The organism is Bradyrhizobium cytisi (assembly GCF_008123515.1).
GTDB classification, from domain to species: domain Bacteria; phylum Pseudomonadota; class Alphaproteobacteria; order Rhizobiales; family Xanthobacteraceae; genus Bradyrhizobium; species Bradyrhizobium cytisi.
Window position 1 is genome coordinate 92698 of the sequence record NZ_VSSR01000024.1, and the last position, 23633, is coordinate 116330.

Genomic DNA, 23633 nt, shown 5'->3' on the forward strand with positions numbered 1-23633 from the left:
TCAAGCAAAAAATGTCAGCAACCCAGCCGTGAATTTCCCGGGTTCCACGGGTGACAAGGCGGCGATAATGGAGCAAAAATCAGGCCCGACTCAGTTTGGGTTGAGTTTTACAGGGAACGCTCTCGTAGAATGTCGGACCTAGTTGCATCGCGTCGTGCGGCGCTGTTTGTCGTTGCCGCAGCAGGATTTTTCCTGCTGATCGCGTCGCATGCCCACGCGCAATGGTGGAAGCGCGCGCCGGTTGACTTCGAGGAATGCGCCGACGCTGCCGAAAAATCCGCGACCAAGGCCGAGAAGACCGCAGCGCTTGCCGACTGCAACGCAAAATTCGCCGGCCGGCGCAAGGCGGGCGGCGGCTACACCTATTACGACTTCCTCCAGGACCGCACCTTCGACATCGCCGGGCCGAACCCGACGCCGGAGGAGCAGAAGAAGATCGACGAATCCTACACCGCCTATCTCGCCAATCAGCGCCGCAGCAATGAAGCGGCCCAGGCCACGGCACGGCAGCAGCGCGAGCAGCAGGAACAACAGGTGCAGCAGCTTCAGCAGGTCGCACTGCGAACCGAGGCCGAGCGCGTGCCCGTGCCCGTGGAACGGCCGAAGGTGCTGCGACAGAAGGGCGCGCCCTGCACCAAGGGATCGTTCTCCTGCGAATGGCCGCGGCTGTCGGAAAGCCTGAGCGATCTGAAGAGGCTGTTCAGCCCGACGCCGAGCAAGCCGGCGAAGAAGGGCTGAGGCACAGCCGTCATTGCGAGCACAGCGAAGCAATCCAGAGTCTTCCCGCGGAGGCAGCCTGGATTGCTTCGCTGCGCTCGCAATGACGACGTTGATACAGTCGTGAGCTATCCTGGCACCGTTATCCGGTTAAGGCTGAGAATGCCGTTCCTTAATTCGTATGCTTCTTCCTGCTATGCTTGGGTGACGTAACCGGAGGATTCCCCGGAGCCTGTACTGTCGGCGGATTGCCCAACGCCGACCGGCTCTCCTTCAAGCGCGCGTCATAGCCCGGGGAATTCGTGACGGTCGGCGGCCGGGCCTCAGCAAATGTGACGGCACCGCATAGCGCGATCAGCGCGAGCCCCAACATCAGCACATACTTCATCGCGCTCCTCCATCAACCGGCACGTATCTGCTGCGGTGAGAGTCCCGGCGGGCCCTTGCCGGCGGTTTCGGCCTGCTTGATCAGCGCAACAATGCGGCGCATCAGCGGCGTATCGACATTATTCTGCTCGGCCAGGGCAATGACCGCCCCCTGGAGATAGTCAATCTCGGTCTTGCGGCCCTGCTTCAGATCCTGCCACATCGAGGAGCGCGCCTCGGGATCGATCTTCATCGTCCGCCCCAGGATCGCGTTGAAGATCATGTCGGGCAATCTCAGCAAGCTCGGCGTCCAGTTCGGCGGGATTGGCGTTGCCGAGGCCGGCGTGATGCCGGCGGCCTTTAGCGCGGCCAGACCTTCCGCCATCTGGTCGGCGAACAGTCTTCGCCAGTCCCGGTTCGCCAATTGCGCAGCGAGCGGCATGTCGGACAGGGCGCTGAGCGCGTTGTTCAAGTTGATGATCAGCTTGCCCCATTGCACGCCGGCGATGTCGCGGCTTGCGCGCAAATTAAGCCCCGGCACAGACATCGCCGCCGCCGTGTTGTCCGCATCTTCACCGACATGGATGTCGCCGGAGCTCGAGCGATGGAAACGTCCTTCCCCCATTGCCACCACATTGAACGGCACCATGCCGGCAAGCACGCGCCGGCCACCGAGCCGCTCTTGCAGCACGGCGACATTGCCGACACCGTTCTGCAACGACACGATGACGGCATCCTGAGGCGCGTGCTGCGCGATCTGGTCCGCGACCTCTGCCGTGTCGGCGCTCTTGACCGTGACCAGCACGATGCCGGCGCTGTGGAAGATTGCGGGATCTTCCGACAGCGCGAGCCGGCCCGCATCCAGCTTCTTCTCAGCACCGTCGAAATCCGTCAGCCGCAGGCCGAACCGCTCGATCTCGGTCTTCACCCACGGCCGCACCAGCATTGCGACCCGACGGTCGGCAGCCGCCAGCTGGCCTCCGACAAAACAGCCGATGGCGCCCGCCCCGGCCACCACGATCGATCGATCCGTAACCACCTGGCCTGCTCCCTGAATGACCGGCCCTCGATAGCAGAGCTGACGCCGGCTGCCCATCGCCCGGTTGCGGCGCAATCGCCTTGTAACCGTCATGAGAGCCTCATATGTTTTGGAAAGGGGCTTGTTACCGGCAGGAGAACGCCATGGGTTTACTCGACGTCCTCAACGGCATGCAGAATGGCCCGCGCGGCCCAAGCGCGCCGAGTTCACAATCCTCATCCAGCGGCGGCATGTCGCCCATGACCATGGCGATCCTTGGTCTGCTCGCCTGGAAGACTTTCAAGCATTTGACGGCGGGCCAGCCAGGCGCAGCGCCGCAGACGGCGCCGGCCTCTATGCCACCGGTGAATGCGGGCCCGGGCGGAGGCCTGGGTGGCGCGCTTGGTGGTGCTCTTGGCGGAGGCGGCGGCCTCGGTGACGTGCTCAAGGGTGGCCTCGGCGGCCTGCTCGCGGGCGGCGCGGCCGGCAGCGTGCTGAGCGGCGGGCTTGGCGATCTCCTCAACCAGCTCCAGCAGGGCGGCCACGGCGAGACCGCGAACACCTGGGTCGGCAAGGGCGAGAACAAGCCGATTGCACCCGGCGATCTCGCCAACGCACTCGGCGCCGACCAGATCCAAAGCCTCTCCGCCCAAAGCGGCCTGTCGCGCGACGAGCTGCTCTCCGGCCTCAGCCAGTATCTGCCGCAGGTGATCGACCACCTGACGCCGGACGGACGGTTGCCGACCGAGAACGAGATCTCAGACAGAGTCTGATTTTAGTCAAACCGAGGGGAGCACTGACATGAGCATGGGCGGCATCTTGTGGATCATCGTCGTCGGCTTCATCGCCGGCCTCATCGCGCGCTGGCTGGCGCCGGGGCCGAACAACCCGTCAGGCTTCATCCTGACCACCATCCTCGGCATCGTCGGTGCGTTTCTGGCGACCTTCGTCGGCCAGGCCATCGGCCATTACAGCCCGGATCAAGGCGCCGGATTCATCATGGCCACGATCGGTGCCGTGGTAGTGCTATTCATCTGGCACCGGCTGGTGGCGAGCGGCGTGATCAAGGGGTGACGGCGCAAGCCGTTGCGTGAGGAAACTCGTCTGCCTCCTCATCGTCATTGCGAGGAGCCCGCGACAAAATTGCGAAGCAATTTTGCGCTGGTGCGACGAAGCAATCCAGACTGTTTCCGTGGAGGAATTCTGGATTGCTTCGCTTCGCTCGCAATGACGAGTCACGTAATCAAATGCATCCCCGCATCCATGCGCACGACCTCGCCGGTCATGTTGCTCGAGGCCGGCATCGCCAGGAAGCAGACGAGCTGGGCGATGTCCTCGGCGGATGAGGCGACCTTGAGCGGCACCTTCGCCACCACGCTGTCGCGCACCTGCTTGGCGCCGGCTTCGCCGCGGCCCTTGGTGAACCAGGGCGTGTCGATATAACCGGGGCACACCGTGTTGACGCGGATCAGCGGCGCGAGTGCGCGCGACAGCGACAGCGTCATGGTGTTGAGCGCGCCCTTGCTCGCGGCATAGGCGATCGACGAGCCGACGCCGCTGATGCCGGCGACCGACGACACGTTGACCACGGCGGACGAGCGTCCCGACGCTTTCGACCCGGCTTCCAGCAAGCTACGCGCCGCCCGCACCATCTGGAACGGGCCGATGGTGTTGACACCGTAGAGACGCTGGAAATCTTCGGCCGACAATCCGTCGAGATCGGCATGGGCGACGTGCTTGGTGGTGCCGGCATTGTTGACGAGGATGTCGAGCCGGCCCCAACCGCTCGCGGCCGCAACGATCTTGCGGCAATCATCATCCTTCGAGACGTCGCCCTGCGCGACCAGAACTTCCGCGGCGCCGGCCTTGCGGCAGAGCTCTGCCGTGGCCTCGGCTTCCTTCTGGCTCGACGAATAGTTGATGACGAGCCGCGCCCCGCTCCGCGCGAGAATTTCCGCGGTCGCAGCACCGAGACCGGATGCGGATCCCGTCACGATTGCGCTCAGACTGTCTTTTGCCATCCGGATTTCCTTCCCCGTTATCGAGTTGCTGGCGCCCTGTTTAGCGAGTTTGCCGCTCCCTGCAAATCAAGCAAACTCCGCTAAGCGGAATTACTCCGAACCGGGTCTTGCCCCCATGCTAGCGCCGCAGATGGGCCTGCGATCAACGCTTGTCAGGGCCATGGCTTTTTCGGATCATCGGGCGCAAGAAGAGACCGCGCGCCGCACTGACCGGGCAGGACGCGCCAATGGCAAAACACGGGGAACGCTGTGGCGGAGAGTGACAATATGGTCGTCGAGACCGCGGAGAAGATCTTCGCCGATCTCGCCGATCCGCAGACCATCAACAACGACAAGAAGGATTCCTGGCAGGCGCCGCTGTGGCTGGCGCTGAGCGAAGCCGGCTTGCCGTTATCCTGGGTGCCCGACGATCTCGGCGGCTCCGGCGCGAGCCTTGCCGATGGTTTTGCCTTGCTGAATGCTGCCGGCCGTTTCGCGGTCGCGGTTCCGCTGGCCGAGACCATGCTCGCGGGCTGGCTGCTGGCGCAGGCGAAGATCGCTTCGCCCGAAGGCGAGATGACGGTGCTGCCAGCCTCGCCAAAGGATCGGCTCACGATGGATGCCGACGGCGCACTCTCGGGCCGCTGCCGCGGCGTGCCGTTTGCCAAAGCGGCAAAGCATTTTGCGGTGCTCGCGCATGGCAAGGACGGCGTCTCGATCGCGCTGGTCGATGCAAGCAAGGGCCGGATCGAATCCGGGCTCAATGTCGGCTACGACCATAGCGATACCGTGACGTTCGACAAGGTCCAGCCCATCACCATCAAGCCCGCGCCAAAGCGTTTTGACCAAACCACACTGATGCTGGTGGGCGGTGTCGCGCGCAGCCTTCAGATCGCCGGCGCGCTGGAAGCGATGCTTGACATCTCCGTGCGCTACTCCAACGAGCGCGTCGCCTTCGAGAAGAAGATCTCGAAATTCCAGGCGGTACAGCACAATCTCGCCCGCCTCGCCGGCGAATCCGCCGCGGCACTTGCGGCGGCGACTTCGGCCGCCGATGCGATCGCGAACGCAAAGTCGTTCGACGACGAGGTCTATCTCGAAGCCGCCTCTGCAAAGATCCGCTGCGCCGAGGCAGCAGAGAAAGGCGGCGGCATCGCGCATCAGGTGCACGGCGCGATCGGCTTCACCAACGAGCACATCCTGCACCGGTACTCGTTGCGGGCGCTGGCCTGGCGCGATGATTTCGGCTCTGAGAGCCACTGGGCCGTCGAACTCGGCAAGCTCGTCGCCAAACGCGGCGCCGATGAATTGTGGCCGCTCGTGGCGTCGCGCTGATCGGGAGACGAAACACATGACCGCTGCTCTTCGTTTCGATCCGATCCGCCTGCCCGAGAAGTGCGAGCAACTGCGCAAGGAAGTGCGCGCCTTCCTCGCCGAGGAGATCGCCGCCGGCACCTTCGATCCGCACAAGCCCAACCGCGAAGACACCGATGCGCCGGAATTCTCCCGCCGGGTCGGCGCCAAGGGCTGGCTCGGCATGACCTGGCCGAAGAAATATGGCGGCCAGGAGCGCTCCTTCCTCGAGCGTTACGTGGTGACCGAGGAGATGCGCGTCGCCAACGCCCCGACGCGGCGCTTCTTCGTCGCCGACCGCCAGAGCGGGCCGGTGCTGCTGAAGTACGCGCCTGAGCACATCAAGATGGACATCCTGCCGCGCATCTGCCGCGGCGAGATCTGCTTTGCGATCGGCATGAGCGAGCCGAACTCCGGCTCCGACCTGTTCGCGGCGAAGACGCGCGCGACCAGGACCGATGGCGGCTATCTCATCAACGGCACCAAGATCTGGACCTCGTCGGCGCATATCGCCGACTACATGATCGCGATCTTCCGGACCTCGCCGCCGACCAAGGAAAACCGCCGTCACGGCCTGACGCAGTTCCTGGTCAAGATGAAGCAGCCGGGCATCAAGGTGAACCCGATCGGCCAGATCACCGGCCAGTACGAGTTCAACGAGGTCGTGTTCACCGACTTCTTCGTGCCCGAGGATCACGTGCTCGGCGAGGTCGACGGCGCCTGGAAACAGGCGACGAGCGAACTCGCCTATGAGCGTTCAGGCCCCGAGCGCTTCCTCGAGACCTATTACGTGCTGACGGAGCTGGTCCGCGCGGTCGGTCCCAATCCTGACACGCGCAGCGCCGAAGGCATCGGGCGCCTCGTCGCGCAGCTCCACACCATGCGGCGCATGTCGGTCTCGGTCGCCGGCATGCTGCAGGCCGGCAAGGAGCCGGTGGTGGAGGCCTCCATCGTCAAGGACATCGGTACGGTCTGGGAGCAGCAGCTTCCGCACCGCGTGCGCGATCTCGCCGCCTTCGTCGAGGAGACCGCGACCAACCGGGAGACGCTGGAGCGGCAGCTCGACTTCGCGATCAAGACCGCGCCGAAACTCACCATCCAGGGCGGCACCACGGAAGTGCTGCGCGGCATCATCGCCCGCGGGCTTGGTTTGCGCTAATTCAATCGAGGATCATCATGAGCACCTATAAAGATATCGGCGTCGAAAGGGTCGGGCATGTCGGCACCATCGAGATCCGCCGCCCGCCGCTCAACTTCTTTGACATCTCCCTGATCAACCAGATCGCGGATGCGCTCGACGAGTTCGATCGCGACATCGAGATCCGCGCCTCCGTTCTCTCGGCGCAAGGCAAGGCGTTCTGCGCCGGCGCGAATTTCCAGGACCCGGCGCGGCAGGCGCAGGAAGCGCGCGAAGCCGATAAGGCTGCCAAGGGCGATCCGGCCGACAGCCTCGGAGCAATCAATCATCTCTACATCCAGGCCGTGCGCATCTTCCGCGCCAAGAAGCCGATCGTCGCCGCCGTGCAGGGCGCAGCCATCGGCGGCGGCCTCGGCCTTGCGGTGTCGGCCGACTTCCGGGTCACCTGCCCCGAAGCGCGTTTCTCCGCGAATTTCACCAAGCTGGGTTTCCATCCCGGCTTCGGCCTGACGACGACGCTGCCCGAGCTGATCGGCAAGAACAACGCCGAGCTGATGTTCTACACCAGCCGCCGCGTCACCGGCGAAGAAGCCGTCAAATGGGGCCTCGCCAATGTGCTGGTGCCGCAGGACCAGGTGAAGGCGGAGGCGATGAAGCTCGCCGGCGAGATCGCCGAATGCTCCCCGCTCGGCCTGCTCTCTACCCGCGCCACGATGCGCGCCGGATTGGCCGATCGCGTCATGGCTGCGACCAATCACGAGCTCACCGAACAGACCCGCCTGCGCGCGACGGAAGATTTCAAGGAAGGCGTGAAGGCCACGGAAGAGCGGCGTGTGGCGAATTTCAGGGGGCGGTGATTGCAGCTCCGCGCTGCATCCCCGTCGTCCTGAGAGCTTGTGACGGATTCCTTCGGGTCAACTGACGCGGAAGATCACGCCGCCGAGCAGAAACTCGTTCCCGGCCACTGCAAGCCCCTTTGACCTCGCGACATGGAGCACGTGCGCGGCATCGGCCACCCGAAACTCGAGCGCACTCATGATCTCGCTGGCGCCCTTGACGAAGCGGAAGGTTGCGTTGGGCAGCTTCAGCTCAGGGCCATCAGCTGCCACGCCGATAATCTTGCTCCAATGCTGCGCCAGCCCGTGTGGATCCGGGCTCTGCATCTCCACTGCCGTCAGCGCCTGCGTCACTTCCTTGCGGACGAACTTCTGCCAGTCCGGGCCTGCGGGCGGATACGTTCCAAAAATATCGTCGCTGCCTGCAGTGTGGTTGAACTCGATGAAGGCGGCGCGGCAGTCGCGGGGGTGGAGCTGGACGCCGTGATAGGGCGCGTGGTCGATGACGTTGGCGGTGCGGACGCCAAGCGCATTGGCGTTGCGGCCGCGCTCGTCCGGGTCGTTGCAGCAGAAGATCGCCATGTAGCCGCCGCGCCCCCCGGTCTTCTCGATAAAGCGGCCGGCCGTGGTGCCGTCCTTGAAGGGTGCGACGACCTCGAGCATAATCGTGTCGACCGGGAGCAGTGCGTTCTCCAGGCCGTATTTGGCGACATTGCCGTCGCGGTAGCAGACGGCGAGGCCCATGATCTCGGCGATATCAGAGATGACAGGCGCGAGCTGCGGCGCGACCAGACAAATCTGCCGCAGCCGCATATAGGGCGCCATCGTCATGCGCCCCTGAAGGCCGGCTTGCGCTTCTCGACGAAAGCCTTCGCGGCCTCCTTGTGATCGTCGGTGTCGCTGCAGCGGGTGTGATGGATGGCTTCACCGTCGAAGCAATCCTCCAGCGGCAGATGCTCGGCATTGTTGATGTTGCGCTTGATGTAGCCAAGCGCGATCGACGGCCCCTGCGCCAGCGAGAGCGCCAGCTCGTGCGCGGCAGCATCAATCTCTGCATCGGGCACGACCTTCGTCACCATGCCGATCGCATGCGCTTCCTTCGCCGTCAGCACGGGCGAGGTCAGATAGAGTTCGCGTGCCCGCGCGCTGCCGAGCAGCTGGGTGAGAAAATAGGTGCCGCCGTAATCACCGGAGAAGCCGACCTTGGCGAAGGCCGTGGTGATCTTGCAGGATTCGGAGGCAACGCGGAGATCGCACGACAGCGCCATCGAAAGACCGGCTCCGGCTGCCGCGCCATCGAGCTGCGCCACCACCGGCTTCGGCATCTGATGCAGGATGCGCGAAACCTCCATGCCGCGACGCAGATTCGCCATCTTCACTTCGAACGGCAGCGGCGCGCGGCCGGCCGCCATCGACTTGACGTCGCCGCCGACGCAGAACGAGCCGCCGGCGCCCTTGAACAGCACCGCGCGCACCTCCGGATCGTCGGCGGCGCGCCGCGCCGCCTCGACCAGACCGGCGACCATCTCGGGATTGAGCGCGTTCTTCCGCTCGGGACGATTCATGGTGATCGTGAGCAGTCCGCCTTCGAGCTTTTGCAGGACCATGTCGTTCATGGGACGTCTCCCTTGTTGTTGTTAGGTTCTGTCATTCCGGGGCGCGCCACTCGGCGCGAGCCCGGAATCCATCGATCAACCGTCACTGCGGCCAGATGGATCCCGGGTTCGCTTCGCGCCCCGGGATGACGCTTCGCGTCATTTCTTCACCAGCGGGCAGCGCGATTGCTCCAGCGACTGGAACGCCTCGCTGCCGGGCACCGTGGCGACCAGCTTGTAGTCGTCCCAGCGGCCCTTGGACTCCGACGGCTTCTTCACCTCGAACAGGTACATGTCATGGATCATGCGGCCGTCCTCGCGGATCTTGCCGTTCTTGGCGAAGAAGTCGTTGATCGGCGTATCCTTCATCACCTTGATGACCGCGGCCGAATCCGTGGTGCCGGCCGCCTTGACCGCCTTCAGATAATGCATGACGGAGGAATAGACGCCGGCTTGCGCCGAGGTCGGCATCCGCTTGGTGCGCTCCATGAAGCGTTTCGACCACGCGCGGGTCTCATCGTTGAGATCCCAGTAGAAGGCTTCGGCCAGCAGCAGGCCCTGCGCGGTCTCGAGACCGATCGAGTCGATGTCGGAGACGAAAGCGAGCAGCGGCGAGACCTTCTGGCCGCCCTTGGTGATGCCGAACTCGGCGGCCTGCTTGATGGCGTTGACGGTGTCGCCGCCGGCGTTCGCGAGCCCGATCACCTTGGCTTTCGAGGCCTGCGCCTGCAGCAGGAACGACGAAAAGTCCGACGTGTTGAGCGGATGGCGCACGCTGCCGAGCACCTTGCCGCCGGTCTTGGTCACGACCGCGCTAGTGTCCTTCTCCAGGTCCTGGCCGAAGGCATAGTCGGCGGTGAGGAAGAACCAGGTGTCGAGGCCCGACTTCACGGCCGCAAGGCCGGTCACGTTGGCCTGGCCGTAGGTGTCGAATACATAGTGGATGGTGTAGGGACCGCAGGCCTCGTTGGTGAGACGGATCGAGCCCGGGCCGTTGAACATGATGATCTTGTTGCGCGCCTTCGCGATCTCGCCGGCGGCAAGTGCGGTCGCAGACGCCGCGACGTCGTAGATCATTTCGACGCCCTGATTATCGAGCATGTCGCGGGCGAGGTTGGCGGACAGGTCGGCCTTGTTGAGATGGTCGGCCGCGATCACCTGGACTTTGCGCCCCAGCACCTCGCCGCCGAAATCTTCCACCGCCATCTTGGCTGCGGTCTCGCTGCCGGGGCCGGTGATGTCGGCATAGAGGCTCGACATGTCGAGGATGCCGCCGATCTTCAAGGGTGGCTTGTCCTGGGCCTGCGCAACAGTCGCGCTGAGAGCCAAGGCGGCGGCAAAAATGCCGGACAAAATATGCTTCATTGAAAAGGACCTCCCTTGATCGCCTGACTCTTGAATGGCGGCTTGATTATTGCTGTTGGCAAACGCTGTTGCCGCAATCATGCCGCACGCGCAAGAGCGCAGCAAGCAGAAGCGCGATGCGGGTCTTTCGACGGGCCTCATGTTTTCCGCAAAGCGGAATGGTGACATATGGATAAATATCTCCACGTCATTGCGAGCGCAGCGAAGCAATCCAGAATCCCTCCGTGGAAAGACTTTGGATTTGCTTCGCTGCGCTCGCAATGACGGAGTGTGAGGAAGCCTCTTCGCGCCACGCAGCGCTTGAGTTAATATTGACACGTAACGCAACCTCTCCGGGTCTCGTGACGCAACGGCTTCGCCTCATCGTCGCATTTGTTCTCGCCGCAGGTCACACTGCGTTCGCGGCGCCGTGCCAATTCGAAACACAGGGCGAAGGCCGCGTCGTTGGAATCGTCGATGCGCGCAGTGTGCGTCTCGACGACGGCCGTGAGGTGCGCCTCACCGGGATCGAGCCCACTGCGTCGACCAGGCAGGCGCTGACCTCGTTGCTTGCCGGCCGCGACGTGACGCTGCGCGGCACGGACGACACACCCGACCGCTACGGTCGCCAGGGCGCGCTGCTGTTCATCGGCGAAAGCGACACCTCGGTACAGGCGATGCTGCTCGCCCAAGGCGACGCCCTCGTCTCGGCCGAGATCGCGGACAAGGAGTGCGCCACCGCGCTGATGTCGTCAGAGGCCGAGGCGAGGCGCCAAAAAAAGGGCAACTGGGCTGACCCGTCGGCCATAAAAAACGCGGAAAGTCCGGACGATATTTTGGCCGGGAAAGGGCGCTTTGTGGTGGTCGAGGGCAAAGTCCTGTCGGTCCGGCAAGCTGGGGCAATGACCTACCTCAACTTCGGACGGAACTGGACACACGGCTTTGCCGCGACTATTTCAAAGCGCATGGTGCCGGCGTTCGAAAGCGCTGGAACGACGCTTAAGTCCCTGGAAAATAGGTACATTCGCGTCAGGGGCTGGGTTGAGGGGACTGCGGGGCCGCGTATCGACGTGCTCCGGGTGGGACAGGTCGAGTTGCTGGGCGCAAGCGAGCCGATTGGGGTAAGGCCCTGACCAGGGGCCAGGCACGGGTTAGCGACGTGAATGGGGTGCTAGAACAGCACAAAAAGGGCGAAGGACGCCGCCTTCGGGCTGCGCCGGCCGCGCTTTGCCTCGTTCTGGGCACGGCTCTCGCCGGCTGCGGCGATATGGGCCGGTTCCAGACCGCAGCGGCGCCGGCGACCATCGCGTTGCCCAAGCCGAAGCCGGCTGTCGCCCAGACCCCCGCCACCGAGAAAGAGCACGAGCGCATCCTGGCGAGCTATGGCGGGGCCTATGACGACCCCAGGCTCGAATCACTGGTCAGCAAGACCGTCGACCGGCTCGTCGCGGCGTCCGACCGCCCTGACCAGGGCTACAAGGTCACCATCCTCAATTCCGGCGCGGTGAACGCTTTCGCGCTGCCGAACGGCCAACTCTATGTCACCCGCGGGCTGCTCGCGCTGGCCAGTGACACCTCCGAATTGTCCTCCGTGCTCAGCCACGAGATGGCGCATGTGCTGTCGAAGCACGCCGCGATGCGCGAGGACCAGGCGCGCCAGGCCGCCATCGTCACCCGCGTCGTCACCGACATGAGCACCGATCCCGATCTCACCGCGCTCGCGCTCGCCAAGACCAAGCTCACCATGGCGAGCTTTTCGCGCAATCAGGAATTCGAGGCCGACGGCATCGGCGTCGGCATTTCCGCCAAGGCACATTTCGACCCGTATGGTGCCGCACGCTTCCTCTCCGCGATGGAGCGCAATGCCGAGCTGAAGGCCGGCAAGAGCTCGCTCGATCCGCGCGCGCAGGATTTCACCTCATCGCATCCGGCCACGCCCGAGCGGGTGCAGAATGCGCAGACCATTGCTCGCCAATATGTCGCCCCAGAAGGTGGCGAGCGCGACCGCGAGAGCTATCTCGCCGCGATCGACAATCTCGTCTATGGCGAGGACCCCAGCGAAGGCTTTGTCCGCGGCCGGCGTTTCCTGCATCCAAAACTCGGCTTCACCTTCCAGGCGCCGGACAATTTCACGCTCGACAACACTGCGCAGGCCGTGATTGGCGTACGCGAGGGCGGCTCGCAGGCGATGCGCTTCGACGTCGTGCGCGTGCCGGCCGAGCAGTCACTGGGCGACTACCTCAATTCCGGCTGGATGGAGGGCGTCGAGAAGGCGTCCACCGAGGACATCACCATCAACGGTTTTCCGGCCGCGTCTGCCACCGCCAAGGGCGACCAGTGGCAGTTCAAGGTCTATGCGCTGCGCTTCGGCAGCGACGTCTATCGCTTCATCTTCGCCACGCGGCAGAAGTCGACCGAGAGCGATCGCAATGCGCGCGAGACCGTCAATTCGTTCCGCCGCCTGACCCTCGAGGAGATCCAGGCCGCCCGTCCGCTGCGCATCAAGGTCATCACCGTGCAGCCCGGCGACACCGTGGAATCGCTGTCTCACCGCATGGCCGGCGTCGATCACCCGGCCGAACGTTTTCGTGTGCTGAACGGCCTCGATCGCACCGCGCAGGTAAAGGTGCGTGACCGCGTGAAGATCGTGACGGATTGAGGCGCGCCGAGCTGCCGTAGGGTGGGTGCCCCACCACTTCTGCGCCAGTGGAGGAGGGATGGTGGGCACGGCGCAAGGGCGCCTTTGCCCACCCTACAAAAGCTCTTGTAGCTGCTGTTTGTACTTAGCCGCCCGCGTCCATGTCACCCACCTCGCGCTGGCCGCTGAGCCAGAGCGCGAGCAGGGTCCAGAACGCGCCGGAGAGCAGATAGGCACCCGAGGCGATGACGCCGAAATTGGTGGCGAGCAGCAGCGCGACCAGCGGAGCGAATCCGGCGCCGAACAGCCAGGCCATGTCCGAGGTCAGCGCGGACGCCGTGTAGCGGTACATCTGCTTGAAGTTCGAGGCGATCGCGCCCGACGACTGACCGAAGGAGAGGCCGAGCAGGATGAAGCCGATCACCATGTAGATGGTCTCGCCGAACGCGCCGGCGTCGAGCAGCTGCGGGGCGAAGCCACTGTAGATCGCAATCGCGATCGCCGATCCCATCAGCAGCGACTTGCGGCCGACCCGGTCGGCGATGACGCCGGAGGCCACGATCGCGGCGACGCCGAACACGGCGGCGACGATCTCGATGATCAGAAATCGAACCGGGCTTTCGCGGGTGAACAGGAACACCCAGGACAGCGGAAACACCGTGACCATGTGGAACAGTGCGAAGCTCGCGAGCGGCGCGAACGCACCGAGCATGATGTTGTGGCCTTCGCGGGCAACCGTGTCGGAGATGCGCGAGGGCTGCAATTCGCGGGTTTCGAACAAAGATGCGTATTCCTCGGTCGTCACCATGCGCAGGCGCGCGAACAGCGCCACGACGTTGATGGCGAAGGCGACGAAGAACGGATAGCGCCAGCCCCAGTCGAAGAAATCGTCGGCCGAGAGGTTACCTGCGAAATAGGCGAACAGCGCGCTCGCCACGATCAGCCCGAGCGGTGCGCCGAGTTGCGGCACCATCGCGTACCAGCCGCGCTTGGAGGCCGGCGCGTTCAGCGCCAGCAGCGAGGCCATACCGTCCCAGGCGCCGCCCCAGGCCAGACCCTGCGCGATACGCGCCAGTGCTAGCAGCCAGATCGCGGCGACGCCGATGTCGTGATAGCCAGGCAGGAACGCGAGCGCCACGGTGGCGGTGCCGAGCAGAAACAGCGCCGAGACCAGCTTGGCCGTCTTGCCGTACTCCCGGTCGACCGTCATGAAAATGACGGTTCCGACCGGCCGGGCGATGAAGGCCAGCGCGAAAATCATGAAGGAATAGAGGGTGCCGGTCAGCTCGCTCGTGAACGGGAACACCAGGCGCGGAAACACGATCACCGAGGCGATCGCGTAGACGAAGAAGTCAAAGAATTCCGAGGTGCGGCCGATGATGACGCCGATGGCGATCTCGCCAGGACTGGCCAGGTCGTGGCCGTGCTCGCCCGAGTGGAGGTCTGCCATTGCGGGGGTCTGTGCCGTCGCCATGCGTGCGCCCTTAACGTCCTGAAAACCAAAGCCGACCGCCCGGCGGAACGCCAGCCAATCTTGCCTTGTTTGGCCCAACATCCCGCACTGCAACATTGGACAAATTGTCCAATGTCCGGATTGCTGCGCCGCAGCTACCCATTGGCCCCGCAAAGGAAACTCATTCTCAAAGGCTCGGCCCGTGTCCCGTTTCAAGATCCTGGCGCTGCTACCCCTGGCAGTTGCGCTCAGCGGCTGCAACTACGTCGTGCTAGCGCCAGCCGGCGATATCGCGGCGCAACAGCGCGACCTCGTCATCATCTCCACCGTCCTGATGCTCCTGATCGTCGTCCCCGTGATGGCGCTGACGGTGCTGTTCGCCTGGCGCTACCGCCAGTCCAACAGCTCGGCCCGCTACGAGCCGGATTGGGACCACTCGACCAAGCTCGAGCTGGTGATCTGGTCGGCGCCGCTGCTGATCATCGTCTGCTTGGGCGCGCTGACCTGGATGGGCACGCATCTGCTCGACCCCTATCGCAACATCGGGCGCATCCATGCAGAACGCCCACTGGATCAGTCCAAGGCTCCGCTCGAAGTCGATGTCGTCGCGCTCGACTGGAAGTGGCTCTTTATCTACCCCGATTACGGCATCGCCACCGTCAACGATCTGGCCGCGCCGGTGGATCGCCCGATCAACTTCCACATCACCGCCTCTTCGGTGATGAACTCGTTCTACGTCCCCGCACTCGCCGGACAGATCTACGCGATGCCGGGCATGGAGACGTCGCTCCACGCCGTGATCAACCATGCCGGTACCTACAAAGGTTTCTCGGCGAACTATAGCGGCGCTGGCTTCTCTGGCATGCACTTCAACTTCCACGGCCTCGACGACAAAGGCTTTGACGCCTGGATCGCCCAGGCCAAATCGGCCGGCGGCTCGCTCGGCCGCGCCGAATATCTCCAGCTCGAGAAACCGAGCGAGAACGAGCCGGTGCGCCGCTACGGCACGGTCGATGCCGATCTCTACCGCCTGATCCTCAACATGTGCGTCGAGACCGGCAAGATGTGCCAGAGCGAAATGATGGCGATCGATGCCAAGGGCGGTCTCGGCCATGAAGGCGTGAACAACACCCTGCCGCTGGCCTACGACAAGTACGCCCGCCGCGGCACTGTGCTCGGGCCCGAGCCGACCTTCGTCGCCGGCACCTGCACGCCGGATGCGCCGCAAGGCCAGACCACGGCCGCGATCAAGGCGCCGCTGGATACCGCGCCGCTCCTAGGTGCCGGCCTGAAGCGGCCGACCTTCGCGCCGCTGAAGTCCTCGTCCTTCTTCCTCGGACAACGTCCCAAGTCAGACTCCTGACGTCAGACTCCTAAAGAGAGCTCGCATGTCTCCTGATCTTCTCAAGCTCATCTTCGGCCGTCTCGGCCTCGATTCGCTACCGCTGCACGAGCCGATCCTGGTCGCTACCTTCGTGATGGTCGCGCTTGGCGGCGGCGCGCTGTTCGCCGGCGTCACCTATTTCCGCCTCTGGGGCTATCTGTGGCGCGAGTGGTTCACCACTGTCGATCACAAGCGCATCGGCATCATGTACATGATCCTCGGCATCGTGATGCTGCTGCGTGGCTTCGCCGACGCGCTGATGATGCGCGCCCAGCAGGCGCTCGCGTTCGGCGGCTCCGATGGCTTCCTCCCCGCCCATCACTACGATCAGGTCTTCACCGCCCACGGCGTGATCATGATCTTCTTCGTGGCGATGCCGCTGGTGACGGGCCTGATGAACTACGTCGTGCCGCTGCAGATCGGCGCGCGCGACGTGTCGTTCCCGTTCCTCAACAATTTCAGCTTCTGGATGACGGTCGGCGGCGCGGTGCTGGTGATGGCTTCGCTGTTCATCGGCGAATTCGCCCGCACCGGCTGGCTGGCCTATCCGCCGCTGTCAAACATCGGCTACAGTCCTGATGTCGGCGTCGACTATTACATCTGGGCGCTGCAGGTCGCCGGCGTCGGCACGACATTATCCGGCATCAACCTGATCTGCACCATCGTCAAGCTGCGCTGCCCCGGCATGACCATGATGAAGATGCCTGTGTTCACCTGGACTGCGCTCTGCACCAACATCCTGATCGTCGCCTCCTTCCCCGTCCTGACCGTCGTGCTCGCGCTGCTCTCGCTCGATCGCTACGTCGGCACCAACTTCTTCACGAACGATTTCGGCGGCAGCCCGATGATGTACGTGAACCTGATCTGGATCTGGGGCCATCCCGAGGTCTACATCCTGGTTCTCCCCGCCTTCGGCATCTTCTCGGAAGTGACCTCGACCTTCTCCGGCAAGCGGCTGTTCGGCTACACCTCGATGGTCTACGCCACGGTCGTCATCACCATCCTGTCCTACCTGGTCTGGCTGCACCACTTCTTCACGATGGGGTCGGGCGCCAGCGTGAACTCGTTCTTCGGCATCACCACGATGATCATCTCGATCCCGACGGGCGCGAAGATGTTCAACTGGCTGTTCACGATGTATCGCGGCCGCATCCGCTTCGAGCTGCCGATGCTATGGACGATCGCCTTCATGCTGACCTTCGTGCTCGGCGGCATGACCGGCGTCCTGCTCGCAGTCCCCCCGGCCGACTTCGTCCTGCACAACAGCCTGTTCCTGATCGCGCATTTCCACAACGTGATCATCGGTGGCGTGGTGTTCGGCGCATTCGCCGGCATCAACTACTGGTTCCCGAAGGCGTTCGGCTTCAAGCTCGATCCGTTCTGGGGCAAGCTGTCGTTCTGGTTCTGGGTCACCGGCTTCTACATGGCCTTCATGCCGCTCTATGTGCTCGGCCTGATGGGCGTGACCCGCCGCCTGCGCGTGTTCGACGATCCCTCGCTCCAGATCTGGTTCGTCATCGCCGCGATCGGCGCCGGCCTTGTCTTCCTCGGTATCCTCAGCATGCTGATGCAGTTCGCGGTCTCCTTCCTCAGGCGGGAGCAGCTCAAGGACGTCACCGGCGATCCCTGGGACGCCCGCACGCTGGAATGGGCGACATCTTCGCCGCCGCCGGACTACAACTTCGCCTTCACCCCCGTCGTTCACGACAACGACGCCTGGTGGGACATGAAGAGGCGCGGCTACCAGCGTCCGCTCACCGGGTTCAAGCCGATCCACATGCCCAGCAGCACCGGCACCGGAATCATCCTCGCCGGCCTCGCCACCGCGATGGGATTCGGCCTGATCTGGTACATCTGGTGGCTGGCGGCTGCGAGCTTCATCGCGATGCTCGCCGTCGGGATCGGTCACACCTTCAACTATCACCGCGACTTCGACATTCCGGCTGACGACGTCATCCGGACCGAGGATGCGCGCACCAAGCTGCTCGCCGGAGTCAAGTAAATGACTGTCGCTGTCAATCCCACGCAAACCGGCGAGCCGGTCTTCTACCTCGCCGACGAACATCCGCATCCGGAAGGCCACAGCACCTCGCTCGGCTTCTGGATCTACCTGATGAGCGACTGCCTCATCTTCGCGATGCTGTTCGCCGCCTTCGGCGTGCTCGGCGCCAACTACGCCGCCGGGCCTGCGCCGAAGGACCTGTTCGACCTCAACCTGGTCGCGGTGAACACCTCGATGCTGCTGCTGTCGTCGATCACCTATGGTTTTGCGATGCTGACGATGCAGCAGAACAAGATCGCCCAGACGCAGATGTGGCTCCTGATCACCGGCCTGTTCGGCGTCGCTTTCATCAGCATCGAGCTCACCGAGTTCGCCCACATGATCCATGAAGGCGCCACGCCGCAGCGCAGCGCCTTCCTGTCCGCCTTCTTCACCCTGGTCGGCACCCACGGCCTGCACGTCAGTTGCGGCCTGATCTGGCTGGTGACCTTGATGGTGCAGGTCTGGCGTTTCGGCCTGATCGAGGCCAACCGCCGTCGCCTGATGTGCCTGTCGATGTTCTGGCACTTCCTCGACGTGGTCTGGATCGGCGTCTTCACCTTTGTCTATCTCCTGGGAGTTCTGCGATGAACACCGACACCCACGCCGCCCACGCGCACGACCATCACCACGACGACGGCCACGCCCATGGCACGTTCTCGACCTACATGCTCGGCTTCGTGCTCTCGGTGGTGCTCACGGCGATCCCGTTCTGGCTGGTGATGAGCGGGACGCTGCCGAGCAAGCAGATCACCGCACTGGTCATCATGGCCTTTGCGGTCGTCCAGATCGTCGTGCACATGATCTACTTCCTGCACATGAGCCCCAAGTCCGAGAACGGGTGGAGCATGATGGCGCTGATCTTCACCATCGTGATGGTGGTGATCGCGCTGTCCGGTTCGCTGTGGGTGATGAACCACCTCAACAGCAACATGATGCCGATGCACGAGATGACGGGAATGAAGTGAGCGATCCCGTGAGACCCGAGGATAACGAACCGCGCAGCGCCGCGGGGGCTGCGCGTCCGTCCCTATGGCTCACGATTCCCTCGCTCTCCGCCTTCGTTGTTCTGATCGCCCTTGGCGTCTGGCAGGTCGAGCGCCGTGCCTGGAAGCTCGCGCTGATCGACCGCGTCGAGCAGCGCGTTCATGCCGCGGCCCAGCCGATCCCCGCGCGCGCAGCCTGGCCGGCGATCACCGCCGCAGGCGACGAATACCGGCATGTCAGCCTCTCCGGCCGCTTCCTGCACGACCGCGAGACCCTGGTTCAGGCCGTCACCGAGGACGGCCCTGGCTATTGGGTGCTGACGCCGCTCCAGCGCAGCGACGGCACGCTTGTGCTGATCAACCGCGGCTTCGTGCCATCCGAGCGGCGCGACGCATCGACGCGCCAGGGCGGCAATCCGGACGGCCAGGTCGAAATCACCGGTCTCTTGCGCATCACGGAGCCGAAAGGCGGTTTTCTCAGGGACAACGTGCCCCAGCACAACCGCTGGTACTCGCGGGATGTCGCCGCGATCGCGGCCGCGCGCGACCTCCAGAACGTTGCGCCGTTCTTCGTCGATGCCGACGCCGGATCACAATCCGGCAGCGCTCCAATCGGCGGATTGACCGTGGTCCGCTTTCCCAATAACCACCTGATCTACGCGTTGACGTGGTTTGCCCTGGCTTTCATGCTGGCCGGTAGACTTCTCGTCACATTCGGCGGCGGGCTGTTCCGCCGCAAACGCTTCGTCCACGAAACGGCCTGCGGGTCGGATGCCTCCGCCCGCAGGACGGGATCAGATGCTGGAACGATCGTCGAACCGACCTGACGACGGGAACACTTACGGCGAGCTGGCGGTCACGCTGCAATCGCAGGCGGACGCGCGCAGCGAGCTGATCGGCGCGGCCCCCACTGACGACGAGACCAACCGCAAAAACATGGCGCTGCTGATCCAGCTGCGCTGGACCGCGGTGGTCGGCCAGATCGTCACCATCGGCGGCGTGCATTTCTGGCTCGGCATTCCGCTGCCCCTCACCCGCATGGGCGCGGTGATCGGCGCGCTGGTGCTGCTCAATGTCTCGAGCCTGGTCTGGGTGCGCCATCGCGCCGCGATGACCAACAACGAGCTCTTGGTCGCGCTGATGCTGGATGTCGCCGCGCTGACCGCGCAACTCTATCTCAGCGGCGGCGCCACCAATCCCTTCACCTCGCTGTTCCTGCTTCAGGTCACGCTCGGCGCGGTGCTGCTCGATGCCCGCTCGACCTGGTCGCTGGTGGCGCTGAGCTGCGCGAGCTTCGTGTGGCTGACGATGGCCTACCGGCCGCTCGACCTGCCGCCGAATCCGCTGAGCGAGACCTATACGCTCACCGTCACCGGCATGCTGCTGGGCTTCATCCTCAACGCCGTATTGCTGGTCGTGTTCGTCACCCGCATCAACAGGAATTTGCGCGAGCGCGACGCGCATCTGGCGGCGCTGCGCCAGCACGCGGCCGAGCAGGATCACATCGTCCGCATGGGCCTGCTCGCCTCCGGTGCAGCGCATGAGCTCGGCACGCCGCTCGCCTCGCTCTCGGTCATCCTCAGTGACTGGCGCCGCATGCCGGATCTCGCCGCCGATCAGGAGCTCGCCGAGGACCTCACGGAGATGGAAACCTCGCTGCAACGCTGCAAGACGATCGTGACGGGCATTCTCGTGTCGGCCGGCGAAGCCCGCGGCGAGGGATCCTCGCCGACGACGGTGACCGCCTTCGTCACCGCACTGGTCGAAGAATGGCGCGACGCCCGCTCGGCGCGCACACTGTATTTCGTCAATACCTTTGGCGAGGACGTCGCGATCGTCTCGGACATCGCGCTGAAGCAGGTGATCTTCAACGTCCTCGACAACGCCTATGAAATCTCGCGCGGGTGGGTGGAGCTGCTCGCCGAACGCGAGGGCGACAATCTGGTGCTCTCGATCAGCGACCGCGGCCCGGGCTTCGCGCCTGAAATGCTGGCACAGCTCGGAAAGCCCTACCAGTCGAGCAAGGGCCGCGCCGGCGGCGGGCTCGGCCTGTTCCTGGTGGTCAACGTGGTGCGCAAGCTTGGTGGCAGCGTGACCGCCGAGAACCACCGGAAGCGCGGCGCCACCGTGCGCCTGACGCTGCCGCTCGCCACGCTCGCGATCGGAGGCAGCTTTGACGCCTGACCGTTCGCTCATCGTCGTCGAGGACGACGATGGTTTTGCGCGCACGCTGAAACGCTCATTCGAGCGCCGCGGCTACGAGGTCGTGCTCGCCGCCTCGATCGAGGATGTCCGGAAGGTTCTGGAGGACCGATCCTTCGGCTATGCCGTGGTCGACCTCAAGCTCGGCGGCGCCTCCGGCCTTGCCTGTGTCGATCTGCTGCATACCCACGACGAGGAGATGCTGATCGTGGTGCTGACGGGCTTCGCGAGCATCTCGACCGCCGTCGAGGCCATCAAGCTCGGCGCTTGCCACTACCTCGCAAAACCCTCCAACACCGACGACATCGAGGCCGCCTTTAACAAGGCCGCAGGTAACGCCGACGTCGCGCTGGACGTGCGGCCGACCTCGATCAAGACGCTCGAATGGGAGCGCATCCACCAGACGCTGATCGAGACGGACTTCAATATCTCGGAGGCCGCGAGAAGGCTGGGCATGCACCGGCGCACGCTGGCACGAAAGCTCGAGAAGCGGCCGGTGAAATGAGCCGACGCCTCACTTCGGAGGGTGGGTTAGCGAGGCTAACCACCCTACGAAGCTACAAATCCAAAAACAAAAGCCCGGCCGAACGGCCGGGCTTTTGAACTGTTAGAAGCGAGAGCGGCTTATGCGGCCTCGTCGGCGACGGTGGTGTCGTCGCCGTCGGTATCGCCCTCGGCATCCGCCTCGCCTTCGCCCTCGGCGGCTTCCGCCTTGGCGTTGCGGCGCGGGCTCTTGGCGAGCTGGGCCTCGATCTCCTTGACCGCTTCGGTCTCGGTCGAGTGCTGCACCACCGCGATCTCGCGGGAGAGACGATCGAGCGCCGCTTCATAGAGCTGACGTTCAGAGTAGGACTGCTCCGGCTGCGACTCCGAGCGATAGAGGTCGCGCACGACTTCCGCGATCGCGACGATATCGCCCGAGTTGATCTTCGCTTCGTATTCCTGGGCGCGGCGCGACCACATGGTGCGCTTGACGCGGGCACGGCCCTTGAGCGTCTCCAGCGCCTTCTTCACCAGCGCGGGCTCGGACAGCTTGCGCATGCCGACGTTGGCCACCTTGGCGGTCGGAACGCGCAGCGTCATCTTGTCCTTGATGAAGTTGATGACGAACAGCTCGAGCTTCGCGCCGGCAATCTCCTGCTCCTCGATGGCCAGGATCTGGCCGACGCCGTGAGCGGGATAGACGACGAATTCATTGGCCCTGAAGCCCTGACGCTGGGTCACGACCTTCTTTTCCTCGACCTTCGGCGCGGGTGCAGCGGCCTTCACAGCCGGCTTGGCAGCAGCAACGGGAGCCTTGGCAGGGGCGGCAGCAACAGGAGCCTTCGGAGCAAGAGGCTTGGCAGCAGGAGTCTTGGCAGCAACAGGCTTCGTAGCGGGAGCCTTGGCAGCGGGAGCCTTGGCGGCAGCAGGCTTGGCAACGGTCGCTTTCGCGGCCGGTTTGGCAGTCTTGTGAGGCATTGCGCTTCTTTTGTTCTTCGAGGACTTTGCAGCCGGCGGCGCCTTGGCAGCGGCCCGACCCTTGGATGCGCTACGGCTGGCCGCGGCGACTTTTTTGGCCTCCTTATGGGAAGCCCTCGCTGAAGTACTCTTTTTACGCGTTTTCTGTGACACAGCCTGCGCGCGGAAACTGCCACGCCCCTGTTCGACATCTGGTTTCACGGGAACCCGGCGGAGCCAACAGGGCTGACGAGGGGTTCGGGTTAATGTGCCCAATATAGCACATTTCCCGCAAAAATCAATGATTTAGGGGTCGTGAGGCTGGTTTTCGACGCTGACGAAGGTATTAGGGTTAAGTTTGCGCCGGAATTTAGTCTCCGGAGCCGGGGTTCGGAGAAAAATATTTCTCGAACTTCCCTTCCATCCCGTCGAATTCCTTCGCGTCGTCGGGTGATTCTTTCTTCTGGGTGATGTTCGGCCAGCTCTTGGCGTAGTCGGCGTTGACCTGGAGCCACTTTTCCAGGCCCGGTTCCGTGTCCGGCTTGATGGCGTCGGCTGGGCATTCCGGTTCGCACACGCCGCAATCGATGCACTCGTCAGGATGGATGACGAGCATGTTCTCGCCCTCGTAGAAACAGTCGACCGGGCAGACCTCTACGCAGTCGGTGTACTTGCACTTGATGCAGGCTTCAGTGACGACGTAAGTCATCCAACGCTCCGAAAAGCTCTTTTAAAAGTCGCGGCTTGCGTAGCGCGGATGGCCCGGCGCTGCAAGGTCGGGAAGCCCCGATCATGCGGGCTTTGTGTGGTTGATCGACCAAGAAATGAACCGAAAACGCAATTAATTACTCTTTGCGTTCACTGAGCTCCTCGTAGAGCACTCGCGCCGAGGCTGCATCGCCGCGGCGCGCATTGAAGCCGGTCACCTTCAACACACGTACGGTGCGATCGAGCGCGACGGTGATGACGTCGCCGACCTTGACCGCGTGGCCCGGCGATTTCTCGCGTGTGCCGTTGACGCGGACGTGACCGGACTCGACGAGCTCAGCCGCGGAGGTGCGCGCCTTTACCACCCGCGCGTGCCACAGCCATTTGTCGAGGCGCTGCCGCTCGGTCGTGGGA

General features: G+C 64.0%; 23 protein-coding genes and 1 pseudogene. 15 read left to right on the top strand and 9 right to left on the bottom strand.

Annotated features, from left to right (window positions below; translation table 11 throughout):
- Positions 1-129: 129 nt before the first annotated feature.
- A complete protein-coding gene (locus FXB38_RS42765) occupies positions 130-738 on the top strand; it encodes a hypothetical protein (protein ID WP_187434923.1) in 609 nt (202 codons plus the stop codon).
- A 379-nt stretch (positions 739-1117) separates the two neighbouring features.
- Here FXB38_RS42765 and FXB38_RS16450 read toward each other — a convergent pair whose 3' ends face one another.
- The gene (locus FXB38_RS16450; RefSeq protein ID WP_148751905.1) at positions 1118-2122 is read right to left on the bottom strand and encodes a 2-dehydropantoate 2-reductase; all 1005 of its coding nucleotides are present in this window, start codon (positions 2120-2122) and stop codon (positions 1118-1120) included.
- A 143-nt stretch (positions 2123-2265) separates the two neighbouring features.
- Here FXB38_RS16450 and FXB38_RS16455 point away from each other — a divergent pair, with 143 nt between their 5' ends.
- Positions 2266-2874, top strand: a complete 609-nt coding sequence (locus FXB38_RS16455) for a YidB family protein (protein ID WP_148751906.1) — start codon at positions 2266-2268, stop codon at positions 2872-2874.
- 28 nt (positions 2875-2902) lie between these two features.
- Entirely contained in the window at positions 2903-3175 is a 273-nt protein-coding gene (locus FXB38_RS16460) for a GlsB/YeaQ/YmgE family stress response membrane protein (RefSeq protein ID WP_187434924.1), read from the top strand.
- 161 nt (positions 3176-3336) lie between these two features.
- On the opposite strand, the gene FXB38_RS16465 is transcribed toward FXB38_RS16460, so the two are convergent.
- Entirely contained in the window at positions 3337-4122 is a 786-nt protein-coding gene (locus FXB38_RS16465; RefSeq protein WP_148751907.1) for an SDR family NAD(P)-dependent oxidoreductase, read from the bottom strand.
- Positions 4123-4371: 249 nt separating this feature from the next.
- Here FXB38_RS16465 and FXB38_RS16470 point away from each other — a divergent pair, with 249 nt between their 5' ends.
- The 3 genes from FXB38_RS16470 to FXB38_RS16480 are packed head-to-tail and all read left to right on the top strand — an operon-like array spanning position 4372 to position 7449.
- Complete coding sequence (locus FXB38_RS16470; RefSeq protein ID WP_148751908.1) at positions 4372-5436, top strand: acyl-CoA dehydrogenase family protein; 1065 nt, start codon at positions 4372-4374, stop codon at positions 5434-5436.
- Positions 5437-5452: 16 nt separating this feature from the next.
- On the top strand, positions 5453-6613 hold the full coding sequence (locus FXB38_RS16475; RefSeq protein ID WP_148751909.1) for an acyl-CoA dehydrogenase family protein: 1161 nt from the start codon (positions 5453-5455) through the stop codon (positions 6611-6613).
- 17 nt (positions 6614-6630) lie between these two features.
- Entirely contained in the window at positions 6631-7449 is an 819-nt protein-coding gene (locus FXB38_RS16480; RefSeq protein ID WP_148751910.1) for an enoyl-CoA hydratase/isomerase family protein, read from the top strand.
- Between the two features lie 57 nt (positions 7450-7506).
- Here FXB38_RS16480 and FXB38_RS16485 read toward each other — a convergent pair whose 3' ends face one another.
- The 3 genes from FXB38_RS16485 to FXB38_RS16495 form a co-directional block, all read right to left on the bottom strand.
- On the bottom strand, positions 7507-8253 hold the full coding sequence (locus FXB38_RS16485; protein WP_187434925.1) for a VOC family protein: 747 nt from the start codon (positions 8251-8253) through the stop codon (positions 7507-7509).
- Positions 8254-8255: 2 nt separating this feature from the next.
- A complete protein-coding gene (locus FXB38_RS16490; RefSeq protein ID WP_148751912.1) occupies positions 8256-9044 on the bottom strand; it encodes an enoyl-CoA hydratase in 789 nt (262 codons plus the stop codon).
- A 138-nt stretch (positions 9045-9182) separates the two neighbouring features.
- Complete coding sequence (locus FXB38_RS16495) at positions 9183-10388, bottom strand: ABC transporter substrate-binding protein (RefSeq protein ID WP_148751913.1); 1206 nt, start codon at positions 10386-10388, stop codon at positions 9183-9185.
- A gap of 260 nt (positions 10389-10648) precedes the next feature.
- Between FXB38_RS16495 and FXB38_RS16500 the strand changes: the two genes are divergently transcribed.
- Both FXB38_RS16500 and FXB38_RS16505 read left to right on the top strand, forming a co-directional pair.
- Positions 10649-11500 carry a thermonuclease family protein gene (locus tag FXB38_RS16500; protein ID WP_148751971.1) on the top strand — a complete coding sequence of 284 codons (852 nt, stop codon included), beginning with the start codon at positions 10649-10651 and terminating at the stop codon, positions 11498-11500.
- A gap of 26 nt (positions 11501-11526) precedes the next feature.
- Positions 11527-13026 (top strand): M48 family metalloprotease, encoded by a 1500-nt coding sequence (locus FXB38_RS16505; RefSeq protein ID WP_488226223.1) that lies wholly within the window; start codon positions 11527-11529, stop codon positions 13024-13026.
- A gap of 124 nt (positions 13027-13150) precedes the next feature.
- On the opposite strand, the gene FXB38_RS16510 is transcribed toward FXB38_RS16505, so the two are convergent.
- Positions 13151-14479: an MFS transporter gene (locus FXB38_RS16510; RefSeq protein WP_148751914.1), complete on the bottom strand. Its 1329-nt coding sequence runs from the start codon at positions 14477-14479 to the stop codon at positions 13151-13153.
- 181 nt (positions 14480-14660) lie between these two features.
- Between FXB38_RS16510 and cyoA the strand changes: the two genes are divergently transcribed.
- The 7 genes from cyoA to FXB38_RS16545 are packed head-to-tail and all read left to right on the top strand — an operon-like array spanning position 14661 to position 21576.
- Entirely contained in the window at positions 14661-15821 is a 1161-nt protein-coding gene (gene cyoA, locus FXB38_RS16515; protein ID WP_148751915.1) for a ubiquinol oxidase subunit II, read from the top strand.
- 25 nt (positions 15822-15846) lie between these two features.
- Positions 15847-17844: a cytochrome o ubiquinol oxidase subunit I gene (cyoB, locus tag FXB38_RS16520; protein ID WP_148751916.1), complete on the top strand. Its 1998-nt coding sequence runs from the start codon at positions 15847-15849 to the stop codon at positions 17842-17844.
- Positions 17845-18474 (top strand): cytochrome o ubiquinol oxidase subunit III, encoded by a 630-nt coding sequence (gene cyoC / locus FXB38_RS16525; RefSeq protein ID WP_148751917.1) that lies wholly within the window; start codon positions 17845-17847, stop codon positions 18472-18474.
- Entirely contained in the window at positions 18471-18851 is a 381-nt protein-coding gene (gene cyoD / locus FXB38_RS16530) for a cytochrome o ubiquinol oxidase subunit IV (RefSeq protein ID WP_148751918.1), read from the top strand. Before cyoC ends, cyoD begins: the two co-directional genes overlap by 4 nt.
- A gap of 8 nt (positions 18852-18859) precedes the next feature.
- Positions 18860-19696, top strand: a complete 837-nt coding sequence (locus FXB38_RS16535) for an SURF1 family protein (protein WP_246229928.1) — start codon at positions 18860-18862, stop codon at positions 19694-19696.
- The gene (locus FXB38_RS16540; protein WP_187434926.1) at positions 19668-21053 is read left to right on the top strand and encodes an ATP-binding protein; all 1386 of its coding nucleotides are present in this window, start codon (positions 19668-19670) and stop codon (positions 21051-21053) included. Before FXB38_RS16535 ends, FXB38_RS16540 begins: the two co-directional genes overlap by 29 nt.
- Positions 21043-21576 (top strand): response regulator transcription factor, encoded by a 534-nt coding sequence (locus FXB38_RS16545; protein ID WP_148751921.1) that lies wholly within the window; start codon positions 21043-21045, stop codon positions 21574-21576. Before FXB38_RS16540 ends, FXB38_RS16545 begins: the two co-directional genes overlap by 11 nt.
- Before the next feature lie 119 nt (positions 21577-21695).
- Here FXB38_RS16545 and FXB38_RS16550 read toward each other — a convergent pair whose 3' ends face one another.
- The 3 genes and pseudogenes from FXB38_RS16550 to FXB38_RS16560 all read right to left on the bottom strand — a co-directional run.
- Complete coding sequence (locus FXB38_RS16550) at positions 21696-22532, bottom strand: CarD family transcriptional regulator (protein WP_187434927.1); 837 nt, start codon at positions 22530-22532, stop codon at positions 21696-21698.
- 349 nt (positions 22533-22881) lie between these two features.
- Positions 22882-23220: a ferredoxin FdxA gene (fdxA, locus tag FXB38_RS16555; protein ID WP_148751923.1), complete on the bottom strand. Its 339-nt coding sequence runs from the start codon at positions 23218-23220 to the stop codon at positions 22882-22884.
- 136 nt (positions 23221-23356) lie between these two features.
- Positions 23357-23623, bottom strand: a pseudogene (locus tag FXB38_RS16560) (RNA-binding S4 domain-containing protein); the annotation flags it as partial.
- Positions 23624-23633: the final 10 nt, after the last annotated feature.

Coding starts and splice junctions, on each gene's coding strand:
- FXB38_RS16490 (WP_148751912.1), bottom strand. CDS start 9,044: ATGAACGACATGGTCCTGCAAAAGCTCGAAGGCGGACTGCTCACGATC.
- cyoC (WP_148751917.1), top strand. CDS start 17,845: ATGACTGTCGCTGTCAATCCCACGCAAACCGGCGAGCCGGTCTTCTAC.
- cyoB (WP_148751916.1), top strand. CDS start 15,847: ATGTCTCCTGATCTTCTCAAGCTCATCTTCGGCCGTCTCGGCCTCGAT.
- FXB38_RS16475 (WP_148751909.1), top strand. CDS start 5,453: ATGACCGCTGCTCTTCGTTTCGATCCGATCCGCCTGCCCGAGAAGTGC.
- FXB38_RS16480 (WP_148751910.1), top strand. CDS start 6,631: ATGAGCACCTATAAAGATATCGGCGTCGAAAGGGTCGGGCATGTCGGC.
- FXB38_RS42765 (WP_187434923.1), top strand. CDS start 130: ATGTCGGACCTAGTTGCATCGCGTCGTGCGGCGCTGTTTGTCGTTGCC.
- FXB38_RS16500 (WP_148751971.1), top strand. CDS start 10,649: ATGACGGAGTGTGAGGAAGCCTCTTCGCGCCACGCAGCGCTTGAGTTA.
- FXB38_RS16460 (WP_187434924.1), top strand. CDS start 2,903: ATGAGCATGGGCGGCATCTTGTGGATCATCGTCGTCGGCTTCATCGCC.
- FXB38_RS16455 (WP_148751906.1), top strand. CDS start 2,266: ATGGGTTTACTCGACGTCCTCAACGGCATGCAGAATGGCCCGCGCGGC.
- FXB38_RS16485 (WP_187434925.1), bottom strand. CDS start 8,253: ATGGCGCCCTATATGCGGCTGCGGCAGATTTGTCTGGTCGCGCCGCAG.
- fdxA (WP_148751923.1), bottom strand. CDS start 23,220: ATGACTTACGTCGTCACTGAAGCCTGCATCAAGTGCAAGTACACCGAC.
- FXB38_RS16550 (WP_187434927.1), bottom strand. CDS start 22,532: ATGCCTCACAAGACTGCCAAACCGGCCGCGAAAGCGACCGTTGCCAAG.
- cyoD (WP_148751918.1), top strand. CDS start 18,471: ATGAACACCGACACCCACGCCGCCCACGCGCACGACCATCACCACGAC.
- FXB38_RS16540 (WP_187434926.1), top strand. CDS start 19,668: ATGCTGGAACGATCGTCGAACCGACCTGACGACGGGAACACTTACGGC.
- FXB38_RS16465 (WP_148751907.1), bottom strand. CDS start 4,122: ATGGCAAAAGACAGTCTGAGCGCAATCGTGACGGGATCCGCATCCGGT.
- FXB38_RS16495 (WP_148751913.1), bottom strand. CDS start 10,388: ATGAAGCATATTTTGTCCGGCATTTTTGCCGCCGCCTTGGCTCTCAGC.
- FXB38_RS16510 (WP_148751914.1), bottom strand. CDS start 14,479: ATGGCGACGGCACAGACCCCCGCAATGGCAGACCTCCACTCGGGCGAG.